Source organism: Paracoccaceae bacterium (genome assembly GCA_033344815.1).
Taxonomy (GTDB): domain Bacteria; phylum Pseudomonadota; class Alphaproteobacteria; order Rhodobacterales; family Rhodobacteraceae; genus Roseobacter.
Window position 1 is genome coordinate 4925976 of the sequence record JAWPMR010000001.1, and the last position, 13029, is coordinate 4939004.

Here is a 13029-nt window from a genome sequence, read left to right on the forward strand (position 1 = left end):
CATGACGCGAAAAACAGGGCGTGCCTGACGGGTGCGCCCTGTTTTCGTCGCGCCGCCTCGCTTGTCCCGTGGACAGCGGCGGATGAGGCGGTTATTTGAGCAAGAACTGAATGACATGCTCAAAGGCCCCGCATCATGCAAACGTTGAATGATATCCGCTCCACCTTCCTGTCTTACTTTGACAAGCAGGGGCACGCGGTTGTGCCCTCAAGTCCGCTGGTGCCCCGCAACGATCCGACCTTGATGTTTGCAAACTCGGGTATGGTGCAGTTCAAAAACCTGTTTACCGGCGTTGAGACGCGCGATTATCAACGGGCCGCCACGGCGCAGAAATGCGTGCGCGCCGGGGGTAAACACAACGATCTGGACAATGTGGGCATGACCGCGCGGCATCTGACATTCTTTGAGATGTTGGGGAATTTCAGTTTTGGCGATTATTTCAAAGAGCAGGCCATCCCCTTTGCCTGGGAGGTTTTGACCAAGGAATTGGGCATCCCCAAGGAAAAACTGCTGGTGACGGTCTATCACACCGATGATGAAGCCGCCGAAATCTGGAAAAAAGTCGCGGGTTTGCCGGATGATCGCATTATTCGCATCGCAACTGACGACAATTTCTGGCGTATGGGGCCAACCGGTCCATGCGGCCCTTGCACGGAAATCTTCTTTGATCACGGGGATCACATCTGGGGTGGCCCTCCCGGTTCGCCCGAGGAAGATGGCGACCGCTTCATCGAGATCTGGAACCTTGTTTTCATGCAGGATGAGCAATTCGCCGACGGCAGCACCACGCCCTTGCCGATGCAGTCCATTGACACCGGCATGGGTTTGGAGCGGATTTCATCCCTGCTCCAGAACACAAACAACGTTTTCGAAACCGATCTGATGCGGGCTCTGGTCGAGGCCTCCGCGGATGCGTCCTCGACCGGCACCGATGACAAGGTCATAACCCATCACCGCGTGATTGCGGATCATTTGCGCTCGACGTCCTTTCTGATGGCGGATGGGGTGATGCCGTCCAATGACGGACGCGGTTATGTCCTGCGCCGGATCATGCGCCGCGCCATGCGTCATGCCCATCTGCTGGGAGCCAAGGATCCCATGATGCACCTGTTGGTCCCCGCGCTCGTGCATCAGATGGGTGCGGCCTATCCCGAACTCGGACAGGCTCAGAGCATGATCGAACAGACGCTGTTGCAGGAAGAAACCCGCTTTCGCCAAACGCTGGATCGCGGTTTGAAGCTGCTGGATGAGGAGCTTTTGCAGTTGGAGGAGGGGGCGAACCTGCCGGGTGAAACAGCTTTCAAACTCTATGATACCTTTGGGTTTCCGTTGGATCTGACGCAGGACGCGCTGCGCGAAAAAGGGCGTTCGGTGGATGCTGCCGGTTTTGACAGTGCCATGGCTGAACAGAAGGCAAAGGCGCGCGCAGCATGGTCCGGAACCGGTGAGGCGGCGGATGCGACCATCTGGTTCGACGTCGCCGATCAACATGGTGCCACGGATTTTCTGGGCTATGACACGGAAACGGCGGAGGGCCAGATCGTGGCGCTGGTGCAGGGTGGCACGTCGGTTAAGGAGGCCTCTGTGGGGGAGGAGGTTCAAATCGCGCTGAACCAATCGCCTTTTTACGCCGAAAGCGGCGGGCAGGTCGGAGACAAGGGCACGCTCCGAACGGCAGACGGGACGGCCGACATCACCGATACGCGCAAGACTGCGGGGGTTTTCATCCATATCGCGAAAGTGACGACCGGATCACTCAAGACGGGTGAGGCCGCGGTTTTGGAGGTGGATCATGCGCGCCGAACGGCGATCCGCGCCAACCATTCGGCCACGCATCTGCTGCATGAAGCCCTGCGAGAAGCGCTTGGCACGCACGTGGCCCAACGCGGATCCCTCAACGCAGAGGATCGCTTGCGGTTCGATTTCAGCCACACGCAGGCGCTGAGTTCTGATGAGGTGGTCAGGGTCGAGGCGGATGTGAACGCCTATATCCGACAGAACGCAACCGTGGAGACCCGGATCATGACCCCGGATGATGCCCGCGCTCTTGGCGCGCAGGCGCTTTTTGGCGAGAAATACGGTGATGAAGTGCGCGTGGTGTCGATGGGTCATCAGGACGGCTCTGGCAAGGGCGTGGCAGGGAATACCTATTCACTTGAGCTTTGTGGGGGCACGCATGTGCGCCAGACCGGAGACATCGGCGCTCTTGTTATTCTGGGGGACAGTGCCAGCAGTGCCGGCGTGCGCCGGATTGAAGCCTTGACCGGGGCGGCGGCGATGTCACATCTGCGGGCGCAAGACAACAGGCTGGCCGAAGTTGCGCTGGACCTCAAAGCACAGGCGGTGGACGTGCCGGACCGGGTGCGCGCGCTGATGGAAGAACGGCGCGCCTTGTCAAATGAGGTGGCGCAGCTGCGTCGTGAGTTGGCCATGGCGGGTGGCGGTGGCGCTGCGGCACCGGAGGTGCGCGACATTGGTGGGGTCTCGTTCATGGCGCAGGTTTTGTCCGGCATCACTGGCAAGGACCTGCCCGGCTTGGTGGACCAATTCAAAGAAAAGATGGGCAGCGGGGCGGTTTTGCTGATCGCGGATGCGGACGGCAAGGCGGCGGTGGCCGCTGGTGTGACAAAGGATTTGACCGACAGGCTTTCCGCCGTGGATATTGTCAAGGCGGCAGTGGTTGAGTTGGGCGGTAAAGGCGGCGGTGGCAGGCCGGACATGGCCCAGGGTGGCGCGCGGGATGTTCAGAATGCCGATGCCGCCGTTGCTGCCGCAGAAGCGATCGTGAAAGGATAAGAAAGATGGGTGCACTTTGGATTGCGCATGTGACAGTCACGGATGAAGAAGCCTATGGCAAATACGCAGCCCTTGCCACGCAAGCAATTGCCGATCATGGCGGCGTGTTCATCGCACGGGGCGGAAAGTTCGTGCAACTTGAAGGGCAGGCACGTCCGCGCAATGTTGTCGCGCGTTTCCCGGATATTGAAACAGCGGAAAAATGTTATAATTCTGGTGTTTATCAACGTGCATTAAACCATGCGCGCGATGCCAGCGAACGCGAATTGATGATCATTGAAACCAATGAATGAGAAAAAGGCCGCTCCGGAAGAGCGGCCTTTCCTAACTGCGCCGGATCCGGGACCCTAGCTCGCGCGCGCCATGCGTTTGCGCTCATGCGGGTCCAGATAACGTTTACGCAACCGGATGGCATTGGGCGTGACTTCGACCAGCTCATCATCGTCGATATAGGCGATGGCCTCTTCCAGCGACAGCGTGATCGGCGTGGTCAGACGTACCGCTTCATCGGTGCCTGAGGCGCGTACGTTGGTCAGCTTCTTGCCCTTGAGCGGGTTCACTTCAAGATCGTTCTCGCGGCTGTGCTCACCGATGATCATGCCTGTGTAAATATCGGTCTGTGCGCCGATCATCATCTTGCCACGCTCTTCAAGGTTCCAGAGCGCATAGGCCACCGAGGTGCCGTTTTCCATGGAAATCAACACGCCCGCACGACGCCCGGGGATCGCACCTTTGTGCGGCGCCCATTTATGAAACACCCGGTTCAACACGCCGGTGCCGCGCGTATCGGTCAGGAATTCGCCGTGATACCCGATCAGCCCGCGCGAGGGCACATGTGCCACAATGCGGGTTTTCCCAGCGCCGGCGGGCTTCATTTCGACCAGTTCACCGCGCCGTACGCCGGTGATTTTCTCGATCACCGCGCCGGAATATTCGTCATCCACGTCGATGGTGGCTTCTTCGATGGGCTCGTGACGTTCGCCGTCAATGTCCTGAAACAACACTTGGGGGCGCGAAATGCTCAGCTCAAATCCTTCGCGGCGCATGTTTTCGATCAGAACGCCCATTTGCAATTCGCCGCGCCCTGCGACTTCGAATGCCTCGCCGCCGGGGGTGTCGCTGATCTTGATCGCGACGTTGGATTCGGCCTCTTTCATAAGGCGTTCGCGGATGACGCGGCTTTGGACTTTTTTACCATCGCGTCCGGCCAGCGGGCTGTCGTTGATTCCAAAAGTCACCGTAATGGTGGGCGGATCAATCGGTTGTGCGGGCAGGGCCTCGCTGACTTGCGGCGCGACGATACTGTCGGCCACGGTGGCTTTGGACATGCCTGCAAGGCTCACGATGTCACCCGCTTCGGCCAGATCAATCGGTTGCTGGATCAGCCCGCGGAAGGCTAGAATTTTTGTCACGCGGAAGTTTTCGATCAGATCACCGTCACGCGACAGCGCCTTCACGGTTTCGCCTGCCTTCAGCGTTCCGGCCTCAACGCGACCTGTGAGAATGCGTCCGATGAACGGGTCCGCGCCCAGCGTTGTGGCCAGCATCTGAAACGGCTCGTCACGGCGCGCCACCTGCAACGGGCTTGGCACATGCTCTACGACCAGATCAAACAGCGCCGACAGATCTTTGCGCGGGCCATCGAGCTCCATGTCCGCCCAGCCGTTACGCCCGGAAGCATACATCGCCGGGAAATCAAGCTGGTTGTCATCCGCGCCCAGATTGGCAAACAAATCAAAACACTCATCCAGTGCACGATCCGGTTCCGCATCCGGTTTGTCGACCTTGTTCAGCACCACGATCGGTCGCAGACCCAGTGCCAGCGCCTTGGAGGTCACAAATTTGGTCTGTGGCATGGGCCCTTCAGCCGCATCCACCAGCAACACAACACCATCAACCATGGAGAGGATCCGTTCGACTTCACCGCCGAAATCCGCGTGACCGGGCGTGTCCACGATATTGATCCGAGTGCCTTTCCACTCCACGGATGTGGCTTTGGCGAGGATGGTGATGCCGCGCTCGCGTTCCAGATCGTTGCTGTCCATGGCGCGTTCGGATGTCGCCTGATTTTCGCGAAACGTCCCGGATTGTTTGAGCAGTTCATCCACAAGCGTGGTTTTGCCGTGGTCAACGTGAGCGATAATTGCGATGTTTCGCAGGTCCATGACGAGAGCCTTTATTGGGAAATGGCGCGCCCTAAGCGCGTTTGTTTGGGGGCGCATACCGCGCCGCCAGTCAGAAAGCTAGGGGAAATCTGCACAGATCCTTAAGGGCTAGTGAGTTGCGCTTTGCGAGAACAGGTGAATGATCAGAATGCCGAGGATGATCAGGCTCAGGCCGAGCACGGCGGGCAGATCGAGGCGCTGGCCAAATACCACGTACCCGATGATCGCGATCATCACGATGCCGAGGCCGGACCAGATCGCATAGACGATCCCCACAGGCATGAATTTCAGCGCCAGTGCGAGCAGATAAAACGAAACGCCATAAGCGATCACAACCAGCACTGAGGGCCACAATCTGCTGAACTGCTGGCTGGCTTGCAACGCCGTCGTCCCGATCGTTTCGGCTATGATGGCAAAAATGAGATAGATGTAATGCATCGGCATCGGCGCGCCTTTCTTTTAAAGCGGCAGTTGGTGCGTGTCTTTGATCTGCTCCATGACGAAACTGGCGGAAACATCTGACAAAGGGACGCGGCGGATCAAGGCCTGATACAATCGATCATAATCTGCCATATCAGCCACACGCGCGCGGATCAGATAATCCAGATCGCCCGTCATGCGATAAACGCCAAGGATTTCGGGCATATCGCGCGTCGCCTTTTTGAAGGTCTCCAGCCAATCCGGGGCATGGGCATTTGTACGGATCATCATGAACACCATAAGCCCAAGCCCCAAGCTATCCGGGTCCAGCAGGGTCACGCGGGCAGAAATGACACCGGCACTTTCCAGCGCTTTGATCCGGCGCCAGCAGGCGTTCCGACTGAGATGCACCCGCTCACCCAAGACATCGAGCGATTGGCTGGCATCCTTCTGCAAGAATGACAGAATGCGCCGGTCTGTTTCATCAATTGTCACCACAAATGACAATTTGTCGGGATATTTTCACGGCGTCAATCTGAATTGGTTAATAATTGGGATAATTTTTTAACGCAATACGGGCATAAAGCCTGGTAGCAAAAGGAGACCCTCAATGATCCAACGTATCTTTCTGTCCCACCCGGCCACCGTCGATGAAACGTTCCTTCAACATATGTGGTTTGCAATGACCTTTTCGGCGTCGTTGTTTGCAGCGGCCGGGGCGGCGCTTGTCCACGCCTTCATTCCTTGCCTGTTCGAAAAAACCGCAAGCCGGATCATCACACGCTTGTATGAACGCATCCACAACCGCGGCGCTTGAGGCTTCCGAGACATAACTATCTTGGCGGGTTCGGAGTCGTGTGTCTGGTCACAGGGGTGTTCCGGCATCCCGGTTTCACTGTTGTGAATGAAAAGCCAAATCCTCAAAACCCGGCTTCTCTTTGGGCCTTTTCACCAGCTTAACCGGCCAGCGCCTTGTTCAGGTTCTCGTCGACCTTCTCCAGAAAGCCCATCGTTGTCAGCCATTTTTGATTAGGACCGACCAGCAGCGCAAGGTCCTTGGTCATGAAGCCACTCTCGACGGTATCCACCACGACCTTTTCCAAAGTTTCTGCAAAATGCGCGAGCGGCGCGTTTTCGTCGAGTTTCGCACGGTGCTTCAACCCGCCTGTCCATGCATAGATCGATGCGATGGAATTGGTGGAAGTCTGTTCGCCTTTTTGATGCTGGCGATAGTGGCGCGTCACCGTGCCATGGGCGGCTTCGGATTCCACAACCTTGCCGTCGGGAGTCATCAAGACCGAGGCCATTAACCCCAGTGAGCCAAATCCCTGCGCAACCGTGTCCGATTGCACATCACCATCGTAGTTCTTGCACGCCCAGACATAGCCGCCCGACCATTTCATCGCGGAAGCCACCATATCGTCGATCAATCGGTGTTCATACCAAATCCCGGCCTCCTTGAATTTATCGGCAAACTCCGCGTCAAATATCTCTTGGAACAATTCCAGAAACCGGCCGTCATATTGCTTCAGGATGGTATTTTTGGTGGACAAATAAACGGGCCAGCCAAGGCTGAGACCGTAATTGAAAGAGGCGCGGGCAAAATCAATGATGGATTTATCCAGGTTATACATGGCCATAACCACGCCGCTGTCAGGCGCGTCAAAAACCTCGCGCTCAATCTCGGTGCCGTCTTCCCCAACGAATTTCAACGTCAGTTTGCCCGCACCGGGGAATTTGAAATCGGTTGCGCGGTATTGATCACCGTAAGCGTGACGTCCCACTACAATTGGCTTGGTCCAGCCCGGCACAAGGCGGGGTACATTGCTGCAAATGATCGGCTGGCGGAAGATCACCCCGCCCAGAATGTTTCGAATCGTGCCATTGGGTGACCGCCACATCTGTTTGAGCCCAAATTCCTCAACCCGCGCCTCATCCGGTGTGATGGTTGCACATTTGACGCCGACCCCGTGCTCTTTGATTGCGTGGGCCGCGTCAACGGTGATTTGGTCATCCGTGGCGTCGCGGGCCTCCATCCCCAGATCGTAATATTTAAGGTCCACGTCCAGATAGGGCAGGATCAGCTTTTTCTTGATGAAGTCCCAGATGATGCGGGTCATTTCATCGCCGTCGAGTTCGACGATGGGGTTATCGACCTTGATTTTGGTCATGCTGAACTCCGTTTGCGAGGGTTTAGGGCGTTGCGCGCGGTGTAGCGCAGTCCGCATGATTTGGAAAGACGGTATGCAATTGCATACCGAGATTGTGCTTAAAATTTGTCAAAAATGCCTGCAGAAGGCCCGAAGGGGCCTCCTTTCGGGCAGACCTGTTGCTTGGATCATGTGCGTTCTTGAGCGCCACAAAACACTGACTGTCTGCTAACGGCATCACGACGTCAGAGACCTTGACGCAGTATACCCTCGGCCATCATTTGGTTCACGGTCACATCGCAAGGTCAAAACGCACATTGCCTGATCTTGCGGGTCATTTTTGTGCAAAAAACGCCTGCAGTTTGGGATGTAACCACTGCCAGAGGGTTGGTGCACCGCGCTTGATCGGAATACCGACGCGCGCTTCAAGCTGCTCATAGGACACATTATACTCGGTCCATGTGCCACCGCCATTGGCGAGGTTTCCTATCGGTGTCTGAACGCGGTCGATGGATTTGGCAAAAACCGCGTCGGGACTTGTCGCGGCCTCAAACTCGTCCCAGAGTGCGCGAAAGGAACGCGCCTGATCCGCAGGCAGCAAGCCGAAAATGCGATCCGCCGCTGCCGCCTCCGCCAGCGCCATGGCGTCCTCATCGACCTGTCCATGGATCGGGTTATCGCCCGCGTCAATCTCTACCAGATCATGCAGCAGAAGCATCTTGAGAACCCGGTCGATCTGCACATCTGATCCGGCCTGATCCGCCAGTACATAGGCATAAAGCATCACGTGCCATGAATGTTCAGCGGAGTTTTCGTGCCGGCTGTCATCATGCAGTCGCGAGGCGCGCAGGATGGACTTCAACCGGTCTGCTTCGCTCAGAAAGTCGATCTGAGCGGTCAGGCGATCATTCATTGCCGGGCAGCCCCGCGCCCTGCGTCAGTTCATCCTGCAACCGTTTGAGCATGTCGCGCGCCCGCTGTTCTGCCCGCCGCACCCGAACGGCGGTCAGATAGGCTTCTTCCATGGTCTGTGATGACCCGCCGATAGCGTCTGCGACGCGCTGCACGAAGGCGTCATCGCCCGTGGCATTGATGATCTTCAGGCTGTCCAGCGCCAGTTCATCGGCGATATCATCGACGAGGCCCATGGGGTCAGCGCGATGTTTCTGTCAAACGGCGCTTCACGTAAGACGTTGTGGAATCGATCAACGTATCGATATGCGGCTCTTCAAAGAAGTGCCCGGCACCTTCAACCTGTTCGTGCGTGATTGTGATGCCTTTTTGTTCATGCAGCTTGCTGACCAGCGATTCCGTATCGCTTGGAGGGGCCACGCGGTCTGCCGTTCCATTGATGATCAGGCCAGAGGCCGGGCAGGGCGCAAGGAATGAAAAATCATACATGTTGGCGGGCGGTGCGACAGAGATGAACCCGGTAATTTCCGGGCGTCGCATCAAAAGCTGCATACCGATCCACGCGCCAAACGAAAAACCGGCCACCCAACAGTGTTTGGAGTTGTTGTTCATCGACTGCAGGTAATCCAGCGCGGAGGCCGCGTCAGACAGTTCGCCAATCCCCTGATCATACTCGCCCTGGCTGCGTCCGACACCCCGGAAATTGAACCGCAGCACGGTGAACCCCATGTTGTAAAACGCATAATGCATCCGGTGCACGATCACCTGGTTCATCGTGCCGCCAAATTGCGGGTGCGGATGCAGGATGATCGCGATCGGCGCGTCTCGTTCTTTTTGAGGGTGGTAGCGGCCTTCGAGGCGGCCTTCGGGTCCGGGAAAAATGACCTCGGGCATGAGCGTCCCTGTAACAATGTCTATCGGCACATGGCGAATTCTTGACGGCTTCGCTCAGGTACCTTAGAACGGTTCTAATTTGTGCGCACTGCGTTCGTCGGAGTGCGAAACCCGGACTTAGGCATTTTAAAGCGCCACGTCAATCAAATGCGGGCAAGGAGCCTTGGAGTGAAGCTTTCGACGAAAGGACGCTATGCCATGGTTGCACTGGCCGATATTGCTTTGCAGCCAGAAGGGCAACTCGTGACGCTCGGCGACATTGCCGGTCGGCAGTCAATTTCGCTGCCTTATCTGGAGCAGCTGTTTGTCAAATTGCGACGGGCGGAACTGGTGGCATCCGTGCGCGGTCCGGGTGGCGGGTATCGGCTTGCGCGGCGCACCTCGGATATCCGGGTGGTCGATATTCTGTCCGCCGTGGATGAAACCGTGGATGCAATGCACAAGGGCGCGGGCGCTTCCGGGGGCGCGTCGGGCAGTCGTGCGCAGTCCCTGACCAACCGGTTGTGGGAAGGGTTGAGCGCGCATGTCTATGTGTTTCTGCACCAGACACGATTGTCAGACGTGATCGCCAATGAGCTGGTGCCGTGCCCGGCCGTGCCAAGCCTGTTTGACGTCGTGGATGAAGAATGAGCCGGGTTTACCTGGATCATAACGCAACGACGCCGCTGCGCGCAGAAGCGCGCGCTGCGATGAGCGCGGCGATGGATGTCATGGGAAACCCGTCCTCTGTGCATGCAGAGGGGCGCGCGGCCAAGGGTTTGATGGAACGTGCGCGGGCGCAGGTCGCCGCCCTTGCAGGCTGCACGCCCGGGCAGGTGGTATTTACCAGCAGCGCCACAGAGGCCGCAGCCCTTGCGGTAGCGCAGAAAGATCAGCACGGAGGGATATTTGCAGCTCTGCCAACAGAGCATGACTGCCTGACCGTATGGAGTGAGGCAGAATTGCGGAGTCTTTTTGGAAAGGACGGCCATTTTTCCCAACAAGACGGTCTTGCCGATTTTTTCGGGCGGGCCACAGGGCCAGCCTCGCCTGTGGCACTGATTGCAATCTCAGGAGCAAATAGTGAAACCGGTCTGATGCCGTCCGACGGAAAGGTCGTGCCAAGTCGCCACGCCCCCGAGCCGCACCCGTATTCGGTGATTTGTGACATCACGCAGGTCGCGGGCAAAATGCCCATACAATACGATGGCAACAAACGTCCGGCCTATATGATCCTGTCGGCGCATAAGCTGGGCGGGCCGAAAGGTGTCGGGGCGTTGATCAATTTCACCTCTGAAGACCCATCTGCGCTGCTGCGCGGAGGTGGTCAGGAAATGGGCCGCCGTGCGGGCACGGAAAACATCATCGGGATTGCGGGATTTGGGGCTGCGGCAGAGGCTGCGGCGCGCGATGTGACCGCCGGGCGGTGGGAAGAAATCGCAGAACTTAGAAAGATTCTAGAAAACACCCTTGCAGCCGAGGCCAAGACGACTATTTTTGTCGGGAAAGGCGCGAACCGCCTGCCCAATACAAGTTGTTTTGCCACGCCGGGCTGGAAAGGCGAAGCCCAGGTCATTCAGATGGACCTTGCCGGTTTTGCAATTAGCGCAGGATCCGCCTGTTCCAGCGGCAAGGTCAAGGCCAGCAATGTGTTGCGCGCCATGGGATACGACGAAGAAACAGCCAGCAGCGCGGTTCGCGTGTCGTTGGGATTGGAAACAACCGAGCAGGACATTCAGCGATTTGCTGAGGTATGGCTTGAAAAAGAACGTAAATTTCGCGCCCGCGCGGCGTGAGTGATGGAGGGTAAGATGGCTGCACTGGATCAACCGCTGGACGATGTTCAGGTAAAAGAAGGCGTCGATCAGGAAACCGTGGATGCGGTGCGCGAAGTCGGCGGCAAGTATAAATACGGCTGGTCCACCGACATCGAAATGGAATACGCGCCCAAGGGTTTGTCGACCGATATCGTGCGTCTGATTTCAGAAAAGAACGAAGAGCCCGAATGGATGCTGGAATGGCGTCTGGCCGCCTATGATCGCTGGCTGCAAAAGAAAGAGCCCAAATGGGCGATGGTGGATTATCCGGAAATCGACTTTCAGGATCAATACTATTACGCGCGTCCCAAGTCGATGGAGGTCAAGCCAAAGTCCCTGGACGAAGTTGATCCCAAGCTGTTGGAAACCTACAAGAAACTTGGCATCCCGCTTAAGGAACAGATGATCCTCGCGGGCGTTGAGGGGGCCGAAGAACTGGGCGATGAGCCGCGCAAGGTGGCCGTTGATGCGGTATTTGATTCCGTCTCCGTGGGTACGACTTTTCAGGATGAATTGAAAAAAGCAGGCGTGATCTTCTGCTCGATTTCGGAGGCCATCCAAGAGCACCCCGAACTGGTGAAGAAATACCTCGGCACCGTCGTGCCCGTGTCAGACAATTACTACGCGACGCTGAATTCCGCCGTGTTTTCGGATGGCTCGTTCGTCTATGTGCCGCCGGGCGTGCGCTGCCCGATGGAACTTTCGACCTATTTCCGCATCAACGCTGAAAACACAGGCCAATTCGAACGCACGCTGATCATCGCGGACAAGGGCTCCTATGTGTCCTACCTTGAGGGCTGCACCGCGCCGCAGCGTGACATCGCGCAATTGCATGCGGCTGTGGTCGAGATAATCATCGAGGAAGACGCGGAGGTGAAATATTCCACCGTGCAGAACTGGTACCCCGGGGACGAAAACGGCAAGGGCGGTATCTATAACTTCGTGACCAAACGCGCCGATTGCCGTGGGGATCGGGCCAAGGTGATGTGGACGCAGGTGGAAACTGGCTCTGCGGTGACGTGGAAGTACCCGTCTTGTATTCTGCGCGGCGATGACACACAGGGTGAATTCTATTCGATCGCCATCGCCAACAACATGCAGCAGGCCGATACCGGCACCAAGATGATCCATCTGGGCAAGCGGACCAAATCGCGCATCGTCTCTAAGGGGATTTCGGCCGGTAAGGCACAAAACACCTATCGCGGGCTGGTCTCGATGCACCCCAAGGCCAAGGAGTCGCGCAACTATACGCAATGCGACAGCCTGCTGATTGGCGGGGATTGTGGCGCACATACCGTGCCTTATATTGAGGTCAAGAATAACTCCTCACGGGTGGAGCATGAGGCGACGACCTCTAAAGTGGATGATGACCAGCTATTCTACTGCCGCTCGCGCGGGATGGATGAAGAAGAGGCCGTGGCGCTGGTGGTGAACGGGTTCTGCAAGGACGTGCTGCAGGCGTTGCCAATGGAATTCGCCATGGAAGCGCAGCAATTGGTGGCGATTTCGTTGGAAGGCTCGGTGGGTTAAGGCTTGGCTACTTTTGGCTACCAGAAACCGCGTCCCCAGCCGCGGCTCAAGGACGCATATTCGGGTCCGCCTTCGATCTGGCGGGCTGCGTTATGGTTGTTCGTTTCGGTGGTAATTCCGGTGGCCGTTTTTTCCAGTCTCGACGTTTTGCAACTTGGGGTTTGGCTGGACGTTGGTCTTAGCCTTTTGTGGTTTATTGCGCTTCAATCTTTCGTTGGCGAGTTAGTTCGGTTTTTTCGTAAATTTAGGAGAACGCGCGAAGTAGCTTTGATTGCGGCAAGATCCCTTAAAGAAGAGCAATTGATCAAAGACGGAAAGACGGTGTCGGGAATTACGCCATCAGCTTGTAAGGTAAGCGAGAGTAAA

At 57.1% G+C, this 13029-nt stretch carries 13 protein-coding genes; 6 read left to right on the forward strand and 7 right to left on the reverse strand.

The window, feature by feature from the left end:
- Window positions 1–135 precede the first annotated feature (135 nt).
- Together alaS and R8G34_22855 are read left to right on the forward strand one after the other, a co-directional pair.
- Window positions 136–2796, forward strand: a complete 2661-nt coding sequence (alaS, locus tag R8G34_22850) for an alanine--tRNA ligase (GenBank protein ID MDW3225693.1) — start codon at window positions 136–138, stop codon at window positions 2794–2796.
- A 5-nt stretch (window positions 2797–2801) separates the two neighbouring features.
- Window positions 2802–3089, forward strand: a complete 288-nt coding sequence (locus R8G34_22855; GenBank protein MDW3225694.1) for a DUF1330 domain-containing protein — start codon at window positions 2802–2804, stop codon at window positions 3087–3089.
- A 54-nt stretch (window positions 3090–3143) separates the two neighbouring features.
- On the opposite strand, the gene typA is transcribed toward R8G34_22855, so the two are convergent.
- From typA to R8G34_22870, 3 genes are all read right to left on the reverse strand, one after another.
- A complete protein-coding gene (typA, locus tag R8G34_22860; protein MDW3225695.1) occupies window positions 3144–4961 on the reverse strand; it encodes a translational GTPase TypA in 1818 nt (605 codons plus the stop codon).
- A gap of 108 nt (window positions 4962–5069) precedes the next feature.
- Window positions 5070–5405 (reverse strand): SMR family transporter, encoded by a 336-nt coding sequence (locus tag R8G34_22865; protein MDW3225696.1) that lies wholly within the window; start codon window positions 5403–5405, stop codon window positions 5070–5072.
- A gap of 15 nt (window positions 5406–5420) precedes the next feature.
- Window positions 5421–5879, reverse strand: a complete 459-nt coding sequence (locus tag R8G34_22870; GenBank protein ID MDW3225697.1) for an Lrp/AsnC family transcriptional regulator — start codon at window positions 5877–5879, stop codon at window positions 5421–5423.
- A 112-nt stretch (window positions 5880–5991) separates the two neighbouring features.
- Between R8G34_22870 and R8G34_22875 the strand changes: the two genes are divergently transcribed.
- Window positions 5992–6198 carry a DUF6356 family protein gene (locus tag R8G34_22875; GenBank protein ID MDW3225698.1) on the forward strand — a complete coding sequence of 69 codons (207 nt, stop codon included), beginning with the start codon at window positions 5992–5994 and terminating at the stop codon, window positions 6196–6198.
- A gap of 139 nt (window positions 6199–6337) precedes the next feature.
- On the opposite strand, the gene R8G34_22880 is transcribed toward R8G34_22875, so the two are convergent.
- The 4 genes from R8G34_22880 to R8G34_22895 form a co-directional block, all read right to left on the reverse strand.
- On the reverse strand, window positions 6338–7552 hold the full coding sequence (locus R8G34_22880; protein MDW3225699.1) for an NADP-dependent isocitrate dehydrogenase: 1215 nt from the start codon (window positions 7550–7552) through the stop codon (window positions 6338–6340).
- Between the two features lie 313 nt (window positions 7553–7865).
- A complete protein-coding gene (locus R8G34_22885) occupies window positions 7866–8444 on the reverse strand; it encodes an HD domain-containing protein (protein MDW3225700.1) in 579 nt (192 codons plus the stop codon).
- A complete protein-coding gene (locus R8G34_22890) occupies window positions 8437–8679 on the reverse strand; it encodes a hypothetical protein (GenBank protein MDW3225701.1) in 243 nt (80 codons plus the stop codon). Before R8G34_22890 ends, R8G34_22885 begins: the two co-directional genes overlap by 8 nt.
- A 4-nt stretch (window positions 8680–8683) precedes the next feature.
- On the reverse strand, window positions 8684–9337 hold the full coding sequence (locus R8G34_22895; GenBank protein ID MDW3225702.1) for an alpha/beta hydrolase: 654 nt from the start codon (window positions 9335–9337) through the stop codon (window positions 8684–8686).
- Between the two features lie 168 nt (window positions 9338–9505).
- On the opposite strand from R8G34_22895, the gene R8G34_22900 reads away from it, so the two are divergent.
- Genes R8G34_22900 through sufB form a run of 3 tightly spaced genes read left to right on the forward strand, consistent with a single transcriptional unit; the run spans window position 9506 to window position 12663 of the window.
- Window positions 9506–9967 carry an Rrf2 family transcriptional regulator gene (locus R8G34_22900; GenBank protein MDW3225703.1) on the forward strand — a complete coding sequence of 154 codons (462 nt, stop codon included), beginning with the start codon at window positions 9506–9508 and terminating at the stop codon, window positions 9965–9967.
- Window positions 9964–11112, forward strand: a complete 1149-nt coding sequence (locus R8G34_22905; GenBank protein ID MDW3225704.1) for an aminotransferase class V-fold PLP-dependent enzyme — start codon at window positions 9964–9966, stop codon at window positions 11110–11112. The genes R8G34_22900 and R8G34_22905 overlap by 4 nt, the downstream gene beginning before the upstream one ends.
- 15 nt (window positions 11113–11127) lie before the next feature.
- Window positions 11128–12663, forward strand: a complete 1536-nt coding sequence (gene sufB, locus R8G34_22910; GenBank protein ID MDW3225705.1) for a Fe-S cluster assembly protein SufB — start codon at window positions 11128–11130, stop codon at window positions 12661–12663.
- The last annotated feature ends 366 nt before the right edge of the window (window positions 12664–13029 follow it).

Coding starts and splice junctions, on each gene's coding strand:
- alaS (MDW3225693.1), top strand. CDS start 136: ATGCAAACGTTGAATGATATCCGCTCCACCTTCCTGTCTTACTTTGAC.
- R8G34_22855 (MDW3225694.1), top strand. CDS start 2,802: ATGGGTGCACTTTGGATTGCGCATGTGACAGTCACGGATGAAGAAGCC.
- typA (MDW3225695.1), bottom strand. CDS start 4,961: ATGGACCTGCGAAACATCGCAATTATCGCTCACGTTGACCACGGCAAA.
- R8G34_22865 (MDW3225696.1), bottom strand. CDS start 5,405: ATGCCGATGCATTACATCTATCTCATTTTTGCCATCATAGCCGAAACG.
- R8G34_22875 (MDW3225698.1), top strand. CDS start 5,992: ATGATCCAACGTATCTTTCTGTCCCACCCGGCCACCGTCGATGAAACG.
- R8G34_22880 (MDW3225699.1), bottom strand. CDS start 7,552: ATGACCAAAATCAAGGTCGATAACCCCATCGTCGAACTCGACGGCGAT.
- R8G34_22885 (MDW3225700.1), bottom strand. CDS start 8,444: ATGAATGATCGCCTGACCGCTCAGATCGACTTTCTGAGCGAAGCAGAC.
- R8G34_22890 (MDW3225701.1), bottom strand. CDS start 8,679: ATGGGCCTCGTCGATGATATCGCCGATGAACTGGCGCTGGACAGCCTG.
- R8G34_22895 (MDW3225702.1), bottom strand. CDS start 9,337: ATGCCCGAGGTCATTTTTCCCGGACCCGAAGGCCGCCTCGAAGGCCGC.
- R8G34_22905 (MDW3225704.1), top strand. CDS start 9,964: ATGAGCCGGGTTTACCTGGATCATAACGCAACGACGCCGCTGCGCGCA.
- sufB (MDW3225705.1), top strand. CDS start 11,128: ATGGCTGCACTGGATCAACCGCTGGACGATGTTCAGGTAAAAGAAGGC.